Below are 20,837 nucleotides of genomic sequence, written 5' to 3' on the forward strand. Positions count from 1 at the left end.
ATATGTTACGAACAATATTGATTTGTATCCTTTCTATTGGGATTATAGGTGTTGGGTATTGGGGGTACCAAGAACATAAAGAAAAAACAGCAGTTCTTTTGCAAGCGGAAAATAACTACCAAAGGGCTTTCCATGATTTAACGTATGATATGAGCTTATTGAATGACAAAATGGGTTCAACGCTTGCTATGAGCTCAAGAGATCAGCTTTCCCCGGCATTAACGGAAGTTTGGCGTGTAACATCTGAAGCGCATAGTAACGTTGGACAGCTTCCTTTAACACTTGTTCCTTTCAATAAAACAGAAGAGTTTCTTTCAAATGTTAGCGATTTTTCGTACCGAGTTGGCGTACGTGATTTAGATAAAAACCCGTTAACAGATGAGGAGTACGGAAGACTAGAAGAGCTTTATAAACAGTCTACAGATATTCAGCAAGATTTACGGAAAGTACAAAATTTAGTATTAGAAGATAATCTTCGCTGGATGGACGTCGAAATGGCGCTTGCCACTAACGATGCTCAAGCTGACAACACAATTATTGATGGTTTGAAGACAGTTGAAAAGAGAGCTGGAGAATATTCAGAGACTGACTTTGGTCCAACAAATGCAAGCAGTGAAGAGGGAAATAAAAACTTCTCAAAGCTAAAAGGAAAAGAAATTGATGAGAATGAAGCAAGGAAAGTTGCGCGCTCGTTCCTCGAATTAGACAAAAATGCAAAGATTGATGTAACGAAAAATGGAAATGGAGCAAACTATAAGTTTTACAGCTTACGTATCCAAGAGCCCGGAAAAGAACAAGAAACAAATATGGATATTACGAAAAAAGGTGGTTATCCAATTTGGGCTATTCGCCATGTTGATGTAGATAAGCAAAATATCAGCTTGAATAAGGCAATGAATAAAGCGATGAAATTTTTAAAAGATCAAAGATTTGAAAGTCTTGTGGCATCTGATAGTGCTCAATATGATAATGTAGGAGTTTTTACATTTGTAGAAGAGAGACAAGGAGTTCGTATTTATCCAGATGCTGTAAAAATTAAAGTTTCACTTGGAGATGGAAGTATTGTCGGATTTTCAGCAGCAGATTTCTTAGCTGCACACCATGACCGTGAAATTCCAAAGCCTGCTCTTAACGCTGATGAAGCTAAAAAGAAAATTAATGAAAATGTACTCATCCAAGAAGAAAGACTTGCGATTATTCAAAATGATCTTGGTGAAGAAGTACTGTGCTATGAGTTTTTAGGAACCATTAATAAAGACACATACCGCATTTTTATTAATGCTGAAAATGGAAACGAAGAAGATGTGAAGAAAATGGATAACACAGAACCAATTTATAATGGTGTTTAGAAGAGAAAGGGATTCCCTTTCTCTTTTTTGTTGTTCATGTTTTAGTAGTAATCGGTAAAATATAGTGTATTATCCTGATATATGAAAACCGAACGGTAACAAGTAGAGAGGAAGAGAGTGTTTATGGAGCTGAAGGCTGGAACCTCATTGAGGTTAGAAGAAGTAAACGGAGAAGGAAAGTACTATTGCAAAGTTGTTGAGGAAGGAGAAGGATATATTTATATTGATTATCCTATTCATCAAGCAACTAAAAAGAGTGCCTTTCTTCTTATGCCTACAAAATTAAAAGCTTATTCTATAGAGGAGAATGGAGTGACATACCATTTTTCAACGGAAGTTGTTGGGCGTATAAAAAAGGAAATTCCTATGATACAGCTTCATTATAAGGGAAAAGAAAGCTTAGTTAAATACCAGCGACGTGAGTATGTCCGCGTTGATGCAACACTTCCTGCAGCTCTTCACTCTCTAAATGGAGCATTTGAGCCTTTTACAACAATAACGAAAAACATCAGCGCAAGCGGAGCTCTTTTAGCTGTTAAAGCAAAAGGAGTTTTTTTAAAAAAGGGAGATACAATAAACGTTTGGCTCGTTTTTGAGCTATCTGATCAATATTATCATATACAAACCGAAGCGGAGGTTATCAATGTTTTGCCCTCTCACATAGAAAAGCAGCATAATGTCGGGGTGAAGTTTTTAACGCTCGGAGTTAAAGAGAAAGAGGCCCTTATTCGATACACGCTGGAAGTACAGAGAGAACTAAAGAGAAAAGGTCTTCTTTAGTTTAGAATAAAACAAAAATGATTGCCCCATAATGGATAAAGAAATAACCTTTATAGCTTAATGGAGTGATTATAGTTGAAAAAAGTAGAACGGGTTCTTTTTAAGCTTCTTATTATCCAGCTCTTTTGTTTGCTGTTTTCTCAAGCTCTTCTGCGTGTAGAAGCTATCAGCCCATATATTTCAAAAATTCCTCAATACGAAGGCGTAACAAAAGAGAATATCACAAAAATTGTGGAAACGTTCGACCAGTAAGGGAACGTATGATAAGATAAAGAGAGAGTAAACAAGATACTCAAGGAAAGCATGCAGGAGTGGAAATCCCTGCTTTTTTTTCGTTCACATATGCACGAATTGAAATTTTAAAATAACTAGAGGAGGACGCATGGAAAAGCACATTTCAATTGCGATTGATGGACCAGCAGCTGCAGGAAAAAGCACTGTTGCTAAAATCGTCGCTACTAACTTATCTTATATTTATGTTGATACGGGGGCAATGTACCGAGCCTTAACTTATGAGGCGCAAAGAACAAAAGTAAATCTTCAAAACGAACAAGCCCTAATAGATCTTTTATACACGTTAGATATTACATTAAAGCCTTCTCCGCAAGGTCAGCTTATCTTTATTAATGGAGAAGATGTAACAGAACAAATTCGTACAAATGAAGTAACAAAAGAAGTATCCATCGTTGCAAAACATGGAGAAGTTCGTAAAGAAATGGTTGACCGCCAACGCAAGTTAGCAAAAGGCGGTGGAGTTGTAATGGACGGACGCGATATTGGGACCCATGTTCTTCCACACGCAGAAGTAAAAGTTTTCTTACTTGCTTCAGTAGAAAAAAGAGCGTATAGACGCTATGAAGAAAACAAACTAAAGGGATTTGATTCAGATTTAGAACAGCTTAAGCTTGATATTGCCAAGCGTGACAAGCTTGATTCTGAACGAGAAGTTTCTCCACTTCGAAAAGCAGAAGATGCAGTAGAAATTGATACAACTTCATTAACAATTGAAGAAGTGGTAGCTAAGATTCTTGACCTTGCTGATGAAAGGATCAATGTCTCATGAGCATTTATGGTTTTGCACGTGGGGTAGTAAAGTCCATTTTGACCCCGTTATTTCGAGTGGAAATAATTGGTAAAGAAAACATTCCAAAAGATGCAGGCGTAATTGTTTGTTCAAACCATATTTCAAATTTTGATCCTCCTGTTGTAGGCATGACGTTTCCTCGTCCTGTCTACTTCATGGCTAAAGCAGAGCTTTTTAAAGTTCCTGGTTTGAAAACGTTACTGCCAAAAATCTACGCTTTTCCTGTTAAAAGAGGGCTTAGCGATCGAGACGCGCTCCGTAAAGGAATTTCTATTTTAAAAGAAGGGAGCGCGCTTGGTCTGTTTCCAGAGGGATCGCGCAGTAAAGATGGAAAGCTAGGGAAAGGGATGGCAGGTGTCGGCTTTTTTGCTCTTCGTTCAAATGCGGTTATTGTTCCATGTGCCGTTATTGGTCCTTATAAACCGTTTAAGAAATTACAGGTTGTATATGGTAAACCAATCGATGTGACCGAAATGAGAAAAGAGCGGGTCTCTTCTGAAGAAGTAACGGAAGTTGTAATGAAAGAAATCGGTCTTCTGCTCGATAAATATCAATAACATTTAAGGCTTAACACTTGACAAAAAGGGTATATTTATTAGAAGTTAGAAAAAAGAGGATTTCTCGTAGATTAGCGAGAAGACAGTATAAATTCAAACTTTTAAATAAGTAAGTTGTTGGTCAACTAAGGAGGTTAAGGCAATGGTAGAAGATATGAATAGTGTAGAAATTAACAACCTAGAAGTGGGTGCAACAGTTACTGGAACCGTTTCAAAAGTAGAAGAAAAGCAAGTTTTTGTAGAAGTTGAAAACAGCAAAGTAGATGGCATTATTCCAATTAGTGAGCTGTCAAGCTTACATATTGAAAAAGCGGAAGATGTGATCGAAGTTGGCGCGAAAATTGAGGCAAAGATTCTTAAAGTAGAAGATGAAGCTTTAATTTTATCAAAACGTGCTGTTGATGCAGATAAAGCATGGAACGATTTAGAAGAAAAATTAGAATCAAAAGAAGTGTTTGACGTTGAAGTAAAAGACATTGTCAAAGGTGGCCTTGTTGTTGATATCGGCGTGCGAGGCTTTATTCCAGCTTCTTTAGTAGAAACCTATTTTGTAGAAGACTTTGAAGATTATAAAGGAAAAACGATGAGCGTAAAAGTGATGGAGCTTGATCGCGAGAAAAACCGCGTTATTCTTTCACATCGTGCTGTTGCAGAAGAGCAGGAAGTAGCGAAAAAGCAAGAGCTTCTTCATTCTCTTGAAGAAGGGCAAGTTCTTGAGGGGACAGTACAACGCTTAACAGATTTTGGTGCGTTTGTAGATATCGGTGGCGTTGACGGCCTTGTACACATTTCACAGCTTTCACATACTCATGTTGAAAAACCATCTGATGTTGTTACAGAAGGTGATAAAGTAAACGTTAAAGTATTGTCTGTTGATAAAGAAAATTCTCGTATTTCACTTTCTATTAAGGATACGCTTGAAGGACCTTGGTCAAACATTAGTGACCGTATTAAACAAGGAGATGTCTTAGAAGGAAAAGTGAATCGCCTTGTTTCCTTTGGAGCATTTGTAGAAGTTGAGCCTGGTGTAGAAGGCCTTGTGCATATTTCTCATATTTCAAACCAGCATATCGGTACACCACATGAAGTTTTATCAGAAGGCGAAGCTGTTAAGGTGAAAGTTTTAGATGTGAACGAGAATGAAAGACGTTTGTCACTAAGTATCCGTGAACTTGAAGAAGGAAAAGGTGCACAAAAAGAAGACTATAGTCAGTATGAGAAAAAAGAAGAATCAACAGGTTTCCAACTTGGAGAAATGATTGGAGATCAGCTAAAAAAACTGAGATAAATGGTGATGATTGTGAGCAGAGCACAACGAAAGATTGATCATATTAACCATGCTCTTTCAACAGGGCAAGAACGAAAACATGGGTTTGAAGATATAAGATTTGTTCACAATAGTTTACCCAATACATCTGTTGATGAAATTGATATTTCTACAAAAATTGGCGAGCTTTTCTTAAGTTCGCCAATTTTTATCAATGCGATGACAGGTGGCGGCGGACGTGAAACAGAACAAATAAATGGAAGTTTAGCAAAAGCAGCTGCTGAAACGGGTGTTGCCATGGCTGTTGGTTCCCAAATGGCGGCAATTAAAAATAGCGAGGAAGCGGCAACATACGAAGTGGTAAGACGCTGTAATCCGGATGGTATTATTCTTGCGAACCTTGGAAGTGAAGCTACAGTAGAACAAGCAAAAAGAGCTGTTGAGATGATTGATGCCGATGCTTTTCAGATTCATCTTAACGTTATTCAAGAGCTTGTCATGCCAGAAGGCGATCGGGATTTTAAGCAAGCACTTGAACGAATCGAACGAATCGTGGAAGAAGTTGGCGTCCCCGTTGTCGTAAAAGAAGTAGGATTTGGAATGAGCCATGAAACAGTTGAAAAACTTTCAACTGTTGGTGTTTCCATTGTAGATGTAAGTGGATACGGGGGAACAAACTTCTCCAAAATTGAAAATGAGCGACGCGACCGTCACTATGAATTTTTTAATAGTTGGGGAATTACAACAGCAGCATCTTTAATAGAAGTAAACAATAAACATCCATACATATCCACAATTGGTTCAGGTGGAATTCAATCTGGTGTAGATGCCGTGAAAGCGCTAAGTATTGGTGCAAATGCGGTAGGAATGGCAGGGACGCTCCTTCGAGTTCTAAGCGGTAAAGGAATGGAAGGTCTTTTAGAAGAACTTTGGACAATTCAAGACGAAATGAAAATTATTATGGCGGCTCTTGGTTGCCGAACTGTGGAGGATTTAAAAAAGGTTCCGCTCGTTATTAGCGGTGATACACATCATTGGTTATCTTCACGTGGAATTGATTTGAACAAATACGGAACTCGCACGAAGAGGTAAGCAACAACAAAGGAGGCTTGAGTATGATGATACTCAAGCCTTTTTTTAGCGTTTATTAATTTGTCTTGCTTCTTCAGGGCTTTGCATATGGGTTGCTCCCTTGTAATGAAGACCCTGATCACGGTCAGACTCCACACGTTTAGACTCTCGTAGCTTTTTTTCTTGACGGTCTTTTCCCACTCTTACCCCTCCTTTAGTAAGTTAGGATTCCCGCTCAGTTTTCTTCCTATACGATTATTTTGAATGGTTTTTACACATAATGGAGATGTTGGGAGGTTAGTGGATGGATGTCCTTTATTTTTATTGGTTCTCTTGGATATGGTGGGTTTTACTGACTTTTTTTATGGAAAAAACAAGAGAAAGAACATATTTAAGTGCTCTTATTTTACTGTTGCTTATTTTTTCTACAACGTTTATTTCTTTTGAGATTTGGAAGATTAATGTAGCGTATCTTGTTTTGTTCATCAGTTCTTTCATTCCTTACAAAAAGCAAACAAACTATATGATAAGCTGGATATACACACTCATAATTGCTCTATTTTATGGCGGCTTTTATTTGTTTACTCTTTATGACCCCGTTTGGATCATTGGAGATTACTTATGGCTTCTGAGCGCTTGTATGTTCCTCATTACATGCGTTGTCGTTGCCCCACATCGAGCGAGGCAGTGGCACTTTATTAATGGAGCTTGTGTAGGAGAAGCACTTCTCTCCCTTGTGTTAGGAAAAATAGGGATAAAGCCTGAAGTCGGGGATGAAGCGTTTTTAAGCTTAATAGCTGCTGTAACACTTGCCCTTTTTTTATGGGAGAGCATGAAAAAAGCATTTTATTATATTAGTTTTGTTCGTTTAAAGGAAAGACCATCTTCCTTTTTCAAAAAAGGGTAGTTGTTCATAATGATGGTTTTTGATAAAATAACAAGGTTAAAAACCCTTATTAAATAAAAGGGTCCTTTATTTTTTAAAACGGAACATTTGAAAAATGAAATGAGACAAATTTGAAATAAAAAATCATAGCGATGGTTAAAAGAAAAAGTATCGCGTTTAGATGATGAACAAATGAAGGAGACAAAGTTATGGCAAAACCAGTTATTGCAATTGTAGGTCGTCCAAACGTCGGAAAATCGACTATTTTTAATCGTATTGTCGGTGAGCGTGTGTCGATTGTAGAAGACGTTCCAGGAGTAACAAGAGACCGTATTTATAGTTCTGCTGAATGGCTGAACAAAGACTTTAATATTATTGATACAGGCGGAATTGAGCTTAGCGATGAGCCGTTTATGACGCAAATTCGTCAGCAAGCTGAACTTGCAATGGATGAAGCGGACGTTATTATTTTCCTAACAAACGGTCGTGAAGGCATTACAGCAGCTGATGAAGAAGTAGCTAAAATTTTATATCGTACGAAAACTCCAGTTGTACTTGGCGTTAACAAAATTGATAATCCACAAATGAAAGAGCTTATTTATGATTTTTATTCTCTTGGATTTGGAGAACCATTCCCAATTTCAGGTTCACATGGGTTAGGGCTTGGAGATTTGCTTGATGAGGCTGCTCGTCATTTTCCGAAAGATGAAGACGAAGAATACGGCGATGAAGTTATTAAGTTTTCATTAATTGGTCGTCCAAATGTAGGGAAATCTTCACTTGTGAATGCCATTTTAGGAGAAGAGCGTGTTATTGTAAGTAATATCGCAGGTACAACACGTGATGCAATTGACAGCAAACTTACAAAAGATGATCAAGAATACGTAATTATTGATACAGCTGGAATGCGAAAGAAAGGAAAAGTATATGAAAGTACCGAAAAATATAGTGTACTGCGTGCTTTAAGAGCAATTGAACGCTCTGACGTTGTTCTTGTTGTGTTAGACGGAGAAGAAGGCATTATTGAACAAGACAAACGTGTCGCAGGCTATGCACATGAAGCAGGTAAAGCTATTATTATTGTTGTGAACAAATGGGACGCAGTTGAGAAAGATGAGAAAACAATGAAGGAATTTGAAGAGAAAGTGCGTGATCACTTCCAATTCTTAAGCTATGCACCAATTGTATTCTTATCAGCGAAAACGAAAAAGCGCGTTCATACTCTTTTACCTGTTGTTCAAACAGCAAGTGAAAATCACGCAATGCGTGTTCAAACAAACGTATTGAACGACATTATTATGGATGCTGTGGCGATGAACCCAACGCCAACGCATAACGGAAAACGATTAAAGATTTTTTATGCAACACAAGTTGCGGTTAAGCCACCGTCATTTGTTGTATTTGTAAATGAACCAGAGCTGATGCATTTCTCATATCAGCGTTTCTTAGAAAATAAAATTCGCGAAGCATTTGGCTTTGAAGGAACGCCAATTCGTATTTTTGCACGACAACGAAACTAGAGAGTGGAGGCGTGGGAAAATTGTCAAATATTGCAGTTTTAGGAGCAGGAAGCTGGGGAACAGCTCTTGCTATCGTTTTAGCAGATAATGGACATCATGTTCGTTTATGGGGGCATCGTGAGGCAACAGTAAAGGAAATTAACGAATGTCATACAAACGAAAAGTATTTGCCTGGAGTTATGCTTCCTGAAAACATCTATGGAGAAGCTTCATTGGAGAAAGCTATTGAAGGGTTAGATACAATTATTTTAGCCGTTCCAACAAAAGCAATTCGAGAAGTATGTCAAAGCATTAAATTAACAAACGGTATGTATACGATTGTTCACGTCAGCAAAGGTATTGAACCTGACACACATATGCGTATTTCTGAAATGATTGAAGAAGAGTTTGGGAATCATTCGGTACTTAAAGATGTTGTTGTATTATCAGGTCCAAGTCATGCTGAAGAAGTGAGCCAGAAACAGCCAACAACTGTAACCGTTTCTTCTACCAATATGGAAGAAGCAGAAAGAATTCAAGATTTATTCATTAATGACCAATATTTTCGCGTTTACACAAATCCGGATGTTGTAGGAGTCGAAATTGGCGGAGCGCTGAAAAATATTATCGCTCTTGGCGCTGGAATTAGCGATGGCCTTGGCTATGGAGATAACGCAAAAGCTGCTCTTATTACAAGAGGACTAGCTGAAATCTCTCGTTTAGGTTGCGCGATGGGAGCTAATCCGCTGACGTTTTCTGGATTAACTGGAATCGGAGATTTAATTGTTACGTGTACAAGCGTACATTCTAGAAACTGGCGTGCTGGCAATTTGCTTGGAAAAGGGCAAAGCTTGCAATCTGTATTGGGTAATATGGGAATGGTTGTGGAAGGCGTACGTACTGCCAAAGCAGCTTACCAGCTCTCCTCAAAGCTTGGCGTACAAATGCCGATAACAGAGGCTATTTATAACATTTTGTTCAATGACGTTGATGCGAAGAGTGCTGTTGACGACCTTATGGGGAGAACAAAAACGCATGAAATGGAAGATTTAACAAATATTTTAGATGATAGAGGTATCTAATAGGAGATAGAAAGAAATTTCTATTATCCACTTTTGTTTTAGAGATAAAAAGTCTTGGATGACAATATGTTGTCCAAGGCTTTTTTACTTTTTGTAATAGAAACTAAAAAATTAAAGGTGTATGAAAAAAAAACAAGAACTATATAGTTAAAGTATTAAGAAGGAAAAGGAGCTGAAAAGAATGTCAGAAGGATTGATGAAAATGTGGATTGCCTTTGGAGCAATTGCTTTTATGTTCTTTTCCGTATTCTTTATTTACGTGAGCAGATTTAAGCTTAAAAGAAGATTTCTAAAAGGGCTTACTGCTACTTTTGCATATCTTTTCATGGTTATAGCAGGTCTTATTATTATGCTTGTTGTATTCAGCGGACCTGTCCAAAAGTAATATATTTGCTTACATAATAGGTGATAAGGTAGGTTTTTTCATGAAAAAGGCTAGCGCTCTTTTATGTATTCTCTTTCTATTAACAGGCTGTTTATATCCTGAAGAAAGATTAAAAGAAAACAAAGTTCCATATGAGGCCCAGCTTAATGCTGTTCAGACAGCTGTTGATCAATTCAGAGAAGATAAGGGAGGCATTGTTCCTATTAAGACAAGAGATATGAACACGCCTTTATATCAGAAGTATCCTATAGAATTTAATAAGCTTATCCCTGCTTATCTCGAAGATGTGCCAGGAAACTCTTATGAAGCAGGAGGAGTATATTCTTATGTGCTTGTTTCTCCTGAAGAAGATCCAACAGTAAAATTAATTGATGTTTCTGTGTCTCAAAAAATCCATGATATTCACATTCGATTAGACGCTTATAGACAGAAGCATGGCTCTCCTCCATATGCACAAGAAGCAGGAGGTGGATTTTACACGCTTGATTACAAAAAACTCGGCTATGAGCATAAAATCACCGTACAAAGTCCCTACAGTGGCCAAACACTGCCCGTATTAGTCAACGGAAAAGCTGAGCTTTTTGTAGATTACTCAGAAGATTTGTATCGAGCATTGCAGAAGACAGAAAAAAGCTATAAAAAAGGAGATGATATAAGAGAGGTTCTTGTTGAAAACTCTCCTTTTGTACCTATTTTTTCCCCTTCTTATACTGTGAACAATAAGGGAGAACCTCTAATTCTCCAAAATTAAGTCATGAACCTCTTCTCTTCGAATACATATTGAAGGGAAGGGGTTTTTAACCTTTTTCATATAAAAGGATAGACAAATCTTTTTCTTTTAAGCTAGTCATATTTTAATAGGACAACATCATAAGTATATAGTGTTCTAGGCATTATATAGGTTATGAACTCATAGATCGGAGGGGGATCTTTTGGAAAAGGTTGATGTTTTCAAAGATATCGCGGAACGTACAGGTGGAGATATTTATCTCGGAGTCGTTGGGGCTGTAAGAACAGGGAAATCAACATTTATTAAAAAATTTATGGAACTTGTTGTACTTCCAAACATGGCGGATGAAGGTGAGAGAGCTCGTGCGCAAGATGAACTGCCGCAAAGTGCAGCAGGGAAGACAATCATGACAACTGAGCCCAAATTTGTTCCAAATCAAGCTGTAAATGTGGAAGTTGACGAAGGGCTGGATGTAAATATTCGCCTTGTTGACTGTGTAGGATATACAGTCCCAGGAGCAAAGGGATATGAAGATGAAAATGGGCCGAGAATGATTAATACACCATGGTATGAAGAACCAATTCCATTTCATGAAGCTGCGGAAATTGGAACGAGAAAAGTCATTCAAGAACACTCTACAATCGGCGTTGTTATTGCAACAGATGGAACGATTGGGGAGATACCTCGAGCTGACTATATTGAAGCAGAAGAGCGCGTTATTGCGGAGCTGAAAGAAGTAGGGAAACCATTTATTATGGTCATTAACTCTGTGCAGCCATTTCATCCTGATACAGAGAAGCTTCGTCAAAATCTAATTGAGAAATACGATATTCCAGTGCTTGCTATGAGTGTTGAAAGCATGAGAGATCAAGACGTCCACAATGTGCTACGTGAAGCACTTTTCGAATTCCCAGTGCTAGAAGTAAACGTGAATCTACCAAGCTGGGTTATGGTATTAAAAGATGAACATTGGCTCCGTGAAAACTATCAAGAAGCTGTTCAAGAAACGGTCAAAGATATTAAGAGACTTCGGGATGTTGACCGAGTTGTTGACTTATTTTCAGAGTATGAGTTCATTGATGAAGCAAGATTAGCAGGGATTGATATGGGGCAAGGGATTGCTGAAATTGACCTCTTTGCGCCAGATGACTTGTATGACCAAATTTTAAAAGAAGTTGTTGGCGTAGAAATCAGAGGGCGTGATCATCTTCTTGAACTTATGCAGGAATTTGCTCATGCTAAAGTCGAGTACGACCAAGTTTCAGATGCCCTTCGAATGGTGAAGCAAACAGGCTACGGAATTGCGGCGCCATCACTTGCGGATATGAGTCTTGATGAACCTGAAATTACAAGACACGGCTCTCGCTTTGGTGTACGTTTGAAAGCAGTAGCTCCATCTATTCATATGATTAAAGTAGATGTAGAGTCTGAATTTTCTCCTATTATTGGAACTGAAAAGCAAAGTGAAGAGCTTGTTCGCTACCTTATGCAAGACTTTGAGGATGATCCGCTCTCAATTTGGAACTCAGACATTTTCGGCCGCTCTTTAAGCTCTATTGTGAGAGAGGGAATTCAAGCAAAGCTTTCTCTAATGCCTGAAAATGCGCGTTACAAGCTTAAGGAGACGCTTGAACGGATTATTAACGAAGGTTCTGGTGGATTGATTGCGATTATTTTATAAACTAACAAAAAAGAGAGGATATCCTCTCTTTTTTGCGTTGATTTAATAAGAATCTCTTAAAATGAGCTAAGTCTTTTGGATTATTCATAGAGAAAACCTAGCATTGTTCATAACTTTTCGCTTGATTACCAATATGCGATATGTTAATCTTTTAAAAGACATAGCGAGCAAGATATGCCTAAGTCAATGGAACATGTTGTGAAACCATTGCATTTTATTAACGAATCCTTTATGATGTAGGCATATTAACGAAACAAGAGGATTCTAAAGTATAAAGTTTGAGTAATATGTAAAGAAATGAAATAAGGACTAGGAATGTTACGATATCTCTTGCAAGGGATCGATGGATTCATTATCCTTTTTGGGAGGAGGTGAATAGCGTGAATAAGACAGATTTAATCAATGCAGTTGCAGAAGCTAGCGAGCTTTCAAAGAAGGATGCTACAAAAGCAGTTGATGCTGTTTTTGATACAATTCTAGATGCGTTAAAAGAAGGTGACAAAGTTCAACTTATTGGCTTTGGTAACTTTGAAGTACGTGAGCGCGCTGCTCGTAAAGGTCGTAATCCACAAACTGGGGATGAGATTGAAATTCCAGCGAGCAAAGTACCAGCGTTCAAACCAGGTAAAGCTCTTAAAGATGCTGTTAAATAAACATTACATATTAACAAGAGCTTAGAAAGGTCGCTTAATAGGCGACCTTTCTTTTTTGCCTTTGGGTGTTCCGTATGCTAGAATTTTGTTTGGAATTATCTCTTTATCCTCTTAAAGCCAACTTTGCTTCTATAAAGCAAAGTTTATGATAAATATGAATGACGACTGAACGTCATTGACCGAATATAATGGAGGCTAGTTTTATGTCAGAACAGAATGTTAACAAAGAACAAATTGAGCATGCGGTTCGGCTCATTTTAGAAGCAATTGGAGAAGATCCAAACAGAGAAGGACTACTTGATACACCAAAGCGCGTTGCGAAAATGTATGAAGAAGTTTTTTCTGGTCTAAAAGAAGATCCAAAAGAACATTTCAAAACAATTTTTGGTGAAGATCACGAAGAGCTTGTACTCGTCAAAGATATTCCGTTTTACTCTATGTGTGAACATCACCTTGTTCCTTTCTATGGAAAAGCCCATATCGCTTATATCCCGCGTGGGGGAAGAGTGACAGGTCTTAGCAAGCTTGCTCGCGCTGTTGAAGCGGTTGCGAAACGTCCTCAGCTTCAAGAACGTATCACATCAACAATTGCAAACTCAATTGTTGAATCATTAGATCCACACGGTGTTATGGTCGTTGTCGAAGCAGAACATATGTGCATGACGATGCGCGGTGTGAAGAAGCCAGGCTCAAAAACGGTTACTTCAGCTGTAAGAGGTATACTTGAATCAGATGCAGCTGCTCGTGCTGAAGTGCTATCATTAATTAAATCGTAAAGAGTGAGAGGAGCTAAGAGTATGTCAAAACCAACGGAATATATTGTTATTAAAGCAGAGGAAGATGGAGTAAACGTAATTGGATTAACAAGAGGATCTGATACGAGGTTTCATCATTCAGAAAAACTGGATAAAGGTGAAGTTATGATTGCTCAGTTTACAGAGCATACGTCAGCTATTAAAGTTCGCGGAAAAGCGATTATCCAGTCTCAACATGGAGAAGTGGAATCAGAGACGAAAAAGTAAGCTTATTATGATGTCTCAAGCAAGCGTAAATCTGTTTAAAAAAGTAGAATATTTCCTAGACTAGAATTAGGAATAAACGCAGAGATGAGCAGGAAGTTTCCTGCTTTTCTTTATATATACTATCTATTTTCTGAAAACGAGAACGTTTGAAAAGCATTGTGAAATTAACCGTTTTTTTACGAAAAACTTGTGTTATAATTGACGTTGTCTATTTTGAACGATTATGAAAAGAATAATGAATAATGAAAGGGAGACAAAGGGTGATTGATGTGTCCAACATCTTGGAATTTATAGAGGACGTAAAAGAGCAGCTTACAAATAAATTACAACATAAATACATGAAGAACATAATTTCAACTCCGAGCATTGATGAAGATAAGCTGTTGCTTTTATGTTCTTTTCTAGAGCCGTTTTCAACAGCGGAAAAGCCGTTGCATGCACATGCTGTGTCCGTTATGCTTGTGCAAATTGCATTGGACACCCATGACTTAGTCTCCACTCAAAAAATCCCTAGCGAAACTGCGCCTGAAAAAGAACGACAGCTAACAGTAATCGCTGGAGATTATTATAGCGGTTTGTACTATTTTCTGCTTTCTCAAGCAGGTGACATTATGTTTATTCAGCGTCTTGCTACAGCAATTAAAAAAACCAATATATCAAAGATGTTTTTATATAGAAATGAAGTCAAAACGCTAGAAGAGATGATTGATCACTTCACATTAATTGAAACTGCTGTGTTTACAGCTCTAACGGAATACTTTGAGCAGCCGAAATGGACAAAGCTCTTTTTAAATGTCTTATTAACAAAGCGCTTTTCATATGAGAAGCAATGCTTACTGAATGATGAAAAAACGCTTTTTACAGAAACGTTTAAAAAATATATGAAAAGAAATTCGATTAATAAGCGTGAAGGAATAGCAATGCTCGATTCCTATATAGAAACGAATCGAAACGCTCTTATTGATGGAGACGAGCTTACAAAAAGTGAGGAAATGAAAAAATATATAAAATCACTTTTAATTCATGAAACGAGTATGGGAAGAAGGGTAAACGATGCGAGAATCTAAAGAAGAACGCGTTCATAAAGTATTCGAAAACATCTCAGAACACTATGATCAGATGAACTCGGTCATTAGTTTTCGTCAGCATAAGTTGTGGCGAAAAGATACGATGAAACGCATGAATGTAAAAAAAGGATCTCGTTCTTTAGATGTTTGCTGTGGCACAGCGGATTGGACGCTTGCTATGGCTGAAGCTGTCGGAGAACAAGGGGAAGCAATAGGTCTTGATTTTAGTCAAAATATGCTTTCAATTGGTGAGAAGAAAGTAAAAGCTTCTCCGTATACTAATGTTTCTCTTATTCATGGTAACGCAATGGAGCTACCTTTTGAGGATAATAGCTTTGACTATGTCACAATCGGTTTTGGTCTCAGAAACGTTCCTGACTATTTACAAGTATTGAAAGAAATGCACCGTGTATTGAAGCCAGGGGGCAAAGCAGTTTGTTTAGAAACATCTCAGCCAACGTTAATTGGGTATCGCCAGCTTTATTATTTTTATTTTAAGCGAATTATGCCGCTCTTTGGAAAGCTGTTCGCTAAAAGCTACGAAGAATATTCATGGCTTCAAGAATCAGCAAAAGATTTTCCAGATCGTCGCGCCCTCAAGCGTTTATTTGAAGAAGCGGGTTTTGAGAAAATCAATGTCAAAGGGTATGCAGGCGGAGCTGCTGCAATGCATATGGGGATTAAATAACATCATCAACGCTATTTCGATGAAATTTGTTTAAAAGGTGAAAAGAATGAAATTACAAATGATATATGCCTTTTTACATGGAGATATTTCTCGAATTGAAAAAGAGCTAGAAGAAGCCATTGAAAAAGAAAACACGTCCATTATTTCAGAGGCTTCTCTTCAGCTTTTACAAGCAGGAGGAAAACGAATTCGTCCTGTTTTTGTATTGCTAGGAGCAAAGTTTGGCGACTATGATATCGAAAATATCAAGAATGTAGCTATGGCACTTGAACTTATTCATATGGCATCTCTTGTTCACGATGACGTTGTTGATGATTCAGACGTACGTCGCGGGCAGCCTACAATTAAAGCCAAATGGGATAATCGAATTGCAATGTATACAGGGGACTATATCCTTGGGCGCTCTTTGGAATTAATGACGAAGATCCCGAATGTTGAAGCTCATAAAGTGCTCTCACATGCTATTGTAGAAGTATGTTTAGGTGAGATTGAGCAAATTAAAGATAAGTATGATTTAGAGCAAAATGTTCGAACTTATTTTCGCCGCATTAAGCGAAAAACAGCTTTACTTATCGCTGTTAGCTGTCAGTTAGGAGCTATTGCAGCAGGAGCTGACAAAAGTATTCATGAACGCTTATACTGGTTTGGTTATTATGTTGGCATGTCTTTTCAAATTACGGACGATATTTTAGACTTTACTTCCTCCGAAAAACAGCTTGGAAAGCCGGCAGGAAGCGATTTACTCCAAGGAAACATTACGCTTCCTATGTTTTATGCTTTAGAAATGCCTGAAATGAAAGAACAGGTTGAAAAGCTTTTTGCAGGGGAACATGACCGCATTACAGCTATAATTGAGGATGTGAAAAGATCAGGATCCATTGAGAAAGCAACAAAAGTTAGCGACCTGTATCTTGATAAAGCATTATCCGTTCTTGATGAGCTTCCGCCAAGTAAAGCGAAAAACACATACAACCGAATTGCAAAATTTATTGGAAAAAGAAAATTCTAACAAACTCTCCACCCGACTGTTGTAAAAATTCTGAATTAGTGATATTATTCACTTGTGATGATTGCGTTTTCATAAAGTACATAAAGGGTGGAGATTATGGAAAAGACATTTATTATGGTAAAACCTGATGGAGTACAGCGTAATATTGTTGGCGATGTTGTTACACGTTTTGAAAAAAAGGGTTTCCAATTAGTTGGAGCAAAACTTATGCACGTGTCAGAAGACTTAGCTAAAGAACATTATAAAGAACATAAAGAGAAGCCGTTTTTTGGAGAACTTGTTGACTTTATTACATCTTCCCCTGTTTTTGCGATGGTTTGGGAAGGCGAAAATGCTGTAACAGTTGCTAGAAAGATGCTAGGAAAGACAAATCCTGCTGAAGCAGAGGTTGGCACAATTCGAGGAGACTACGGCTTGCAGGTTGCTAAAAATGTTGTTCATGGTTCAGATTCAAATGAAAGCGCTACACGAGAAATCTCGCTGTTTTTTGAAGAAAGCGAGCTTGTTAATTATACGAAACTAATAAATGATTGGGTGTATGAAGGCTAGCATTATGCTAGCTTTTTTTATATTCTAAGAGATATGAAGCTAATTTGGTAAAGAAGTAAGGATGAATAATGTGAATGATTACGAGCAGTTTATATCAAACATTAAAAAGAAAACAAGGATTGATTTATCACTATACAAAGAAGCCCAAATGAAAAGACGGCTAACATCCCTTTATCAGAAACGTCACGCTTCTTCTTTTATGGATTTTTATAGAGCATTATGCGAGAAAGACGAGCTTTTACAAGAGTTCCTCGATCGTTTTACACTCAATGTTTCTGAATTTTATCGAAATAGAAGCAAATGGATTGAACTGGAGGAGCAGATTTTAGTACCTATGCTTAAGAAAAAGCACTCCTTAAAAATTTGGTGTGCAGCATGTTCGACAGGTGAAGAGCCATATACAATGGCAATGATCTTAGCTCAGTTTTTACCATTAAAAAATATTCGTATTTTAGCAACAGACATTGATGACACAGTGTTAAAGAAAGCGAGAAAAGGTGTTTATGGAGAGAGAGAACTACAAGAACTCCCCTTACATATGAAAATAAAGTATTTTACGTATAGAGAAGGACTTTATTATCTTAGCGAAGACATTAAAAATACGGTTGTATTTAAAAAACATGATCTTCTTCAAGACCCTTTTCAGAATAACTATGATCTTATTGTTTGTCGAAATGTTTTTATTTATTTTACAGATGTAGCAAAGCATGCTCTATATGAAAAGATGAGTCAATCCTTAAAAAAAGGAGGAGTTTTGTTCGTTGGAAGCACTGAACAAATCTTTAATACGGGCTCTTATGGGTTAACGTGTTCCCTCCCCTTTTTTTTATCGAAAAGAATAGAGAAAAAAGACAGACTACAGCTTGAAAATCATTAATAATTTTAAATTGAAAATACTTTAGAGCTTAAAAGCGTTAAAGTTTACGTTCCACAATCCATTTTTTTGTGTTATAGTCATACACAACAGAAAATTTTTTATTAAACAAACATAATAGACGGAGGAGTAAGATGAGATACTTAACTGCTGGAGAGTCGCATGGACCCCAACTAACTACAATTCTAGAAGGAGTGCCTTCAAATCTTCCATTGAAGGCTGAAGATATCAATGAAGACTTAGCACGCCGTCAAAAAGGCTATGGCCGCGGACGAAGAATGCAGATTGAAACAGACGAAGTAGAGATTTTAAGTGGTGTTCGTCACGCTTCAACGCTAGGCTCTCCGATTACGCTTGTTGTTGAAAACAACGACTGGAAGCATTGGACTAAAATTATGGGTATTGAAGAAATTTCAGAAGAAGAGAAGGAAGAAGTAAAAAGAAAAATTACGCGTCCACGTCCAGGACATGCTGACCTTATTGGTGGAATGAAATATGGTCACCGTGATTTACGTAATGTTCTTGAACGTTCTTCTGCTCGTGAAACAACAGTACGTGTTGCAGCTGGAGCTGTAGCGAAAAAGATTTTAAGTGAATTAGGCATTAATGTTGCATCACACGTTCTAGAAATCGGCGGAGTTCGAGCAAATCCTCCTCAATATAAAAATTTAAACGAACTGAAAGATCGTACAAATGAATCTCCTGTGCGCTGCTTTGATCAAAGTGTAGAGCAGGAAATGATGAGCGCTATTGATAGTGCAAAAGAAAACGGAGACTCTATTGGTGGAATCGTTGAAGTAATTATTGAAGGTCTTCCGCCAGGTGTTGGAAGCTACGTTCAATACGATCGCAAACTGGATTCTAAAATTGCTGCAGCGATTGTTAGCATTAACGCATTTAAAGGCGTTGAGTTTGGAATTGGTTTCGAAGCAGCTCGTTTACCTGGAAGCAAAGTTCATGATGAAATTCTTTGGAATGAAGAAGAAGGATATACAAGAGGAAGCAACAACTTAGGTGGTCTAGAAGGTGGAATGACGACTGGAATGCCTCTTGTTGTACGCGGTGTAATGAAGCCAATCCCAACGCTTTATAAGCCATTGCAAAGCGTTGATATTGATACGAAAGAGCCTTTTTCAGCAAGCATTGAGCGTTCAGATAGCTGCGCAGTTCCAGCAGCAAGTGTTGTAGCAGAAGCTGTTGTAGCATGGGAAGTAGCAAATGCAATTGTAGAGCAATTTGGTCATGACCGTATGGATCTTATTAAAGAAAATATCGATCGCTTAAAAAGCTATGCAGGAGAATTTTAATGGAATCCTTGCAGATAAAAACAGCGTCTAAAAAGTATCCCGTTTATTTTGGTGAACGTATATTAGAAAACTTACACAGCGTCATTGAAGATGTATGCCCGTCAGTTTCTAACATCCTTGTTATCTCAGATGAAGCGGTTTATAAACATCATGGTAAGGCGCTGATGAAAGAGCTTCCTAATCAAGCTCTTTCGTATATTTTGCCAAGTGGAGAAGGAGCAAAATCGTTTGAGCATTTTTATAATGTTCAAACATTTGCTCTTGAACACGGTCTTGATCGTCAATCACTCATTATCGCATTTGGCGGTGGAGTTGTCGGTGACTTAGCTGGATTTGTTGCCGCAACATATATGCGTGGCATTCCGTTTATTCAAGTCCCAACAACACTGCTTGCACATGATAGCGCAGTTGGTGGAAAAGTAGCGATTAACCATGAGCTTGGCAAAAATATGATTGGTGCTTTTCATCAGCCAGAAGCCGTTTTTTATGATATTTCACTTTTAGAAACGCTAAGTGAAAAAGAATGGCGTTCAGGATTTGCAGAAGTAATCAAACATGCGCTTATTTATTCTACGACTTTCTATGATTGGTTGAAATCTAGTGTGTCTACTTTTGAAGATTTAAAAGGAGAAACGCTTATTCAGTCTATTAAAGAAGGGATAAATGTAAAAGCTGAAATTGTAGCTAACGATGAGAAAGAAACGGGTATTCGCGCCTTTTTGAATTTTGGTCATACGCTAGGGCATGCAATTGAAGCAGAGCTTGGATATGGGGAGATTACTCATGGAGAAGCTGTTGTGATTGGGATGTGCTTTGCTTTCGAAATTGGAAAAGAGCTTATTGATACAACATTTCCTCTTGAAGAATTTAAAGAGTGGCTACATAAGCTTGGATATCGTACAGATATTCCACAAGGATTGGATAAGAACAATCTTGTAACTAAGATGAAAGCTGATAAAAAGGCACAGCACGGCCAAATTAACATGGTTCTTTTAAAGCAAATTGGAGAACCTTTATTAATGAAAGTCGATGAGAAGACCATTTTATCTCTATTGTCTGAGACTTTAAAATAGAGTTTTAATGGTTGACAGCAAGTATTCTAGGTATTAGAATGTTCTGTAAGTTAGAGTTTTAGAGAGTATAAGGAAACATTGTAGAGCTGAGTATAAGTGAATATAAACTAGGTAGATGAGACGAGTGTAGAGAGAGCAGAGCAGAGGTTAGAAGAGTAGTAGTATATTAAAATGTCTATTTGCCTAAAGTCTTATTTGACTTTGGGCTTTTTTATTATCCCTCT

24 protein-coding genes are annotated in these 20,837 nt (G+C 37.7%); 23 read left to right on the top strand and 1 reads right to left on the bottom strand.

Annotated features, from left to right (window positions below; translation table 11 throughout):
- Positions 1-2: 2 nt before the first annotated feature.
- From ypeB to fni, 7 genes are all read left to right on the top strand, one after another.
- Positions 3-1,349: a germination protein YpeB gene (gene ypeB / locus B9N79_RS03020; protein WP_040056727.1), complete on the top strand. Its 1,347-nt coding sequence runs from the start codon at positions 3-5 to the stop codon at positions 1,347-1,349.
- A gap of 123 nt (positions 1,350-1,472) precedes the next feature.
- Positions 1,473-2,129, top strand: coding sequence for a flagellar brake protein (locus B9N79_RS03025; protein ID WP_046217821.1), 657 nt, complete (start codon positions 1,473-1,475; stop codon positions 2,127-2,129).
- Positions 2,130-2,204: 75 nt separating this feature from the next.
- A complete protein-coding gene (locus B9N79_RS25975) occupies positions 2,205-2,381 on the top strand; it encodes a YpfB family protein (protein WP_158512826.1) in 177 nt (58 codons plus the stop codon).
- Between the two features lie 130 nt (positions 2,382-2,511).
- Positions 2,512-3,192 carry a (d)CMP kinase gene (gene cmk, locus B9N79_RS03030; RefSeq protein WP_019391664.1) on the top strand — a complete coding sequence of 227 codons (681 nt, stop codon included), beginning with the start codon at positions 2,512-2,514 and terminating at the stop codon, positions 3,190-3,192.
- A complete protein-coding gene (locus tag B9N79_RS03035) occupies positions 3,189-3,770 on the top strand; it encodes a lysophospholipid acyltransferase family protein (RefSeq protein ID WP_085117704.1) in 582 nt (193 codons plus the stop codon). The genes cmk and B9N79_RS03035 overlap by 4 nt, the downstream gene beginning before the upstream one ends.
- 142 nt (positions 3,771-3,912) lie before the next feature.
- Positions 3,913-5,058, top strand: coding sequence for a 30S ribosomal protein S1 (gene rpsA, locus B9N79_RS03040; RefSeq protein ID WP_040056725.1), 1,146 nt, complete (start codon positions 3,913-3,915; stop codon positions 5,056-5,058).
- A 12-nt stretch (positions 5,059-5,070) separates the two neighbouring features.
- Positions 5,071-6,129 (top strand): type 2 isopentenyl-diphosphate Delta-isomerase, encoded by a 1,059-nt coding sequence (gene fni, locus B9N79_RS03045; protein ID WP_040057045.1) that lies wholly within the window; start codon positions 5,071-5,073, stop codon positions 6,127-6,129.
- 45 nt (positions 6,130-6,174) lie between these two features.
- Here fni and B9N79_RS03050 read toward each other — a convergent pair whose 3' ends face one another.
- Entirely contained in the window at positions 6,175-6,309 is a 135-nt protein-coding gene (locus B9N79_RS03050; protein WP_019391668.1) for a YpzI family protein, read from the bottom strand.
- A 103-nt stretch (positions 6,310-6,412) separates the two neighbouring features.
- Here B9N79_RS03050 and B9N79_RS03055 point away from each other — a divergent pair, with 103 nt between their 5' ends.
- The 16 genes from B9N79_RS03055 to aroB all read left to right on the top strand — a co-directional run bounded on the left by B9N79_RS03055 (position 6,413) and on the right by aroB (position 20,613).
- Positions 6,413-7,015: a YphA family membrane protein gene (locus tag B9N79_RS03055; protein WP_019391669.1), complete on the top strand. Its 603-nt coding sequence runs from the start codon at positions 6,413-6,415 to the stop codon at positions 7,013-7,015.
- Positions 7,016-7,203: 188 nt separating this feature from the next.
- The gene (der, locus tag B9N79_RS03060; RefSeq protein ID WP_040056724.1) at positions 7,204-8,514 is read left to right on the top strand and encodes a ribosome biogenesis GTPase Der; all 1,311 of its coding nucleotides are present in this window, start codon (positions 7,204-7,206) and stop codon (positions 8,512-8,514) included.
- 20 nt (positions 8,515-8,534) lie between these two features.
- Positions 8,535-9,575, top strand: a complete 1,041-nt coding sequence (locus B9N79_RS03065) for an NAD(P)H-dependent glycerol-3-phosphate dehydrogenase (RefSeq protein ID WP_040056723.1) — start codon at positions 8,535-8,537, stop codon at positions 9,573-9,575.
- Positions 9,576-9,756: 181 nt separating this feature from the next.
- Complete coding sequence (locus tag B9N79_RS03070; RefSeq protein ID WP_019391672.1) at positions 9,757-9,960, top strand: DUF2768 domain-containing protein; 204 nt, start codon at positions 9,757-9,759, stop codon at positions 9,958-9,960.
- A gap of 40 nt (positions 9,961-10,000) precedes the next feature.
- Positions 10,001-10,711 carry a hypothetical protein gene (locus B9N79_RS03075; protein ID WP_019391673.1) on the top strand — a complete coding sequence of 237 codons (711 nt, stop codon included), beginning with the start codon at positions 10,001-10,003 and terminating at the stop codon, positions 10,709-10,711.
- A 181-nt stretch (positions 10,712-10,892) separates the two neighbouring features.
- Complete coding sequence (spoIVA, locus tag B9N79_RS03080) at positions 10,893-12,371, top strand: stage IV sporulation protein A (protein ID WP_019391674.1); 1,479 nt, start codon at positions 10,893-10,895, stop codon at positions 12,369-12,371.
- Between the two features lie 380 nt (positions 12,372-12,751).
- A complete protein-coding gene (locus B9N79_RS03085; protein ID WP_019391675.1) occupies positions 12,752-13,024 on the top strand; it encodes an HU family DNA-binding protein in 273 nt (90 codons plus the stop codon).
- 203 nt (positions 13,025-13,227) lie between these two features.
- Entirely contained in the window at positions 13,228-13,800 is a 573-nt protein-coding gene (folE, locus tag B9N79_RS03090) for a GTP cyclohydrolase I FolE (RefSeq protein ID WP_040056722.1), read from the top strand.
- Positions 13,801-13,821: 21 nt separating this feature from the next.
- Positions 13,822-14,046 carry a trp RNA-binding attenuation protein MtrB gene (gene mtrB / locus B9N79_RS03095; protein WP_040056721.1) on the top strand — a complete coding sequence of 75 codons (225 nt, stop codon included), beginning with the start codon at positions 13,822-13,824 and terminating at the stop codon, positions 14,044-14,046.
- A 260-nt stretch (positions 14,047-14,306) separates the two neighbouring features.
- The gene (locus B9N79_RS03100; protein ID WP_048896870.1) at positions 14,307-15,113 is read left to right on the top strand and encodes a heptaprenyl diphosphate synthase component 1; all 807 of its coding nucleotides are present in this window, start codon (positions 14,307-14,309) and stop codon (positions 15,111-15,113) included.
- Positions 15,100-15,801, top strand: a complete 702-nt coding sequence (locus B9N79_RS03105; protein WP_019391679.1) for a demethylmenaquinone methyltransferase — start codon at positions 15,100-15,102, stop codon at positions 15,799-15,801. Before B9N79_RS03100 ends, B9N79_RS03105 begins: the two co-directional genes overlap by 14 nt.
- A 46-nt stretch (positions 15,802-15,847) precedes the next feature.
- Positions 15,848-16,810 carry a heptaprenyl diphosphate synthase component II gene (gene hepT, locus B9N79_RS03110; RefSeq protein WP_019391680.1) on the top strand — a complete coding sequence of 321 codons (963 nt, stop codon included), beginning with the start codon at positions 15,848-15,850 and terminating at the stop codon, positions 16,808-16,810.
- A gap of 96 nt (positions 16,811-16,906) precedes the next feature.
- The gene (ndk, locus tag B9N79_RS03115; protein WP_019391681.1) at positions 16,907-17,359 is read left to right on the top strand and encodes a nucleoside-diphosphate kinase; all 453 of its coding nucleotides are present in this window, start codon (positions 16,907-16,909) and stop codon (positions 17,357-17,359) included.
- Between the two features lie 70 nt (positions 17,360-17,429).
- On the top strand, positions 17,430-18,236 hold the full coding sequence (locus tag B9N79_RS03120) for a CheR family methyltransferase (protein WP_040056720.1): 807 nt from the start codon (positions 17,430-17,432) through the stop codon (positions 18,234-18,236).
- A 131-nt stretch (positions 18,237-18,367) separates the two neighbouring features.
- Positions 18,368-19,540, top strand: a complete 1,173-nt coding sequence (gene aroC / locus B9N79_RS03125) for a chorismate synthase (protein ID WP_019391682.1) — start codon at positions 18,368-18,370, stop codon at positions 19,538-19,540.
- Positions 19,540-20,613: a 3-dehydroquinate synthase gene (gene aroB / locus B9N79_RS03130; RefSeq protein ID WP_040056719.1), complete on the top strand. Its 1,074-nt coding sequence runs from the start codon at positions 19,540-19,542 to the stop codon at positions 20,611-20,613. Before aroC ends, aroB begins: the two co-directional genes overlap by 1 nt.
- Positions 20,614-20,837 lie beyond the last annotated feature (224 nt).

It is taken from the genome of Priestia filamentosa (assembly GCF_900177535.1).
In the GTDB taxonomy this organism is placed as follows: Bacteria; Bacillota; Bacilli; order Bacillales; family Bacillaceae_H; genus Bacillus_I; species Bacillus_I filamentosa.

Bases quoted from the DNA above. Each gene is read 5' to 3' on its own strand.
- ypeB (WP_040056727.1), top strand. From the start codon at position 3: ATGTTACGAACAATATTGATTTGTATCCTTTCTATTGGGATTATAGGT.
- B9N79_RS03025 (WP_046217821.1), top strand. From the start codon at position 1,473: ATGGAGCTGAAGGCTGGAACCTCATTGAGGTTAGAAGAAGTAAACGGA.
- cmk (WP_019391664.1), top strand. From the start codon at position 2,512: ATGGAAAAGCACATTTCAATTGCGATTGATGGACCAGCAGCTGCAGGA.
- B9N79_RS03035 (WP_085117704.1), top strand. From the start codon at position 3,189: ATGAGCATTTATGGTTTTGCACGTGGGGTAGTAAAGTCCATTTTGACC.
- rpsA (WP_040056725.1), top strand. From the start codon at position 3,913: ATGGTAGAAGATATGAATAGTGTAGAAATTAACAACCTAGAAGTGGGT.
- B9N79_RS03055 (WP_019391669.1), top strand. From the start codon at position 6,413: ATGGATGTCCTTTATTTTTATTGGTTCTCTTGGATATGGTGGGTTTTA.
- der (WP_040056724.1), top strand. From the start codon at position 7,204: ATGGCAAAACCAGTTATTGCAATTGTAGGTCGTCCAAACGTCGGAAAA.
- B9N79_RS03070 (WP_019391672.1), top strand. From the start codon at position 9,757: ATGTCAGAAGGATTGATGAAAATGTGGATTGCCTTTGGAGCAATTGCT.
- B9N79_RS03075 (WP_019391673.1), top strand. From the start codon at position 10,001: ATGAAAAAGGCTAGCGCTCTTTTATGTATTCTCTTTCTATTAACAGGC.
- folE (WP_040056722.1), top strand. From the start codon at position 13,228: ATGTCAGAACAGAATGTTAACAAAGAACAAATTGAGCATGCGGTTCGG.
- mtrB (WP_040056721.1), top strand. From the start codon at position 13,822: ATGTCAAAACCAACGGAATATATTGTTATTAAAGCAGAGGAAGATGGA.
- B9N79_RS03105 (WP_019391679.1), top strand. From the start codon at position 15,100: ATGCGAGAATCTAAAGAAGAACGCGTTCATAAAGTATTCGAAAACATC.
- hepT (WP_019391680.1), top strand. From the start codon at position 15,848: ATGAAATTACAAATGATATATGCCTTTTTACATGGAGATATTTCTCGA.
- ndk (WP_019391681.1), top strand. From the start codon at position 16,907: ATGGAAAAGACATTTATTATGGTAAAACCTGATGGAGTACAGCGTAAT.
- aroC (WP_019391682.1), top strand. From the start codon at position 18,368: ATGAGATACTTAACTGCTGGAGAGTCGCATGGACCCCAACTAACTACA.
- aroB (WP_040056719.1), top strand. From the start codon at position 19,540: ATGGAATCCTTGCAGATAAAAACAGCGTCTAAAAAGTATCCCGTTTAT.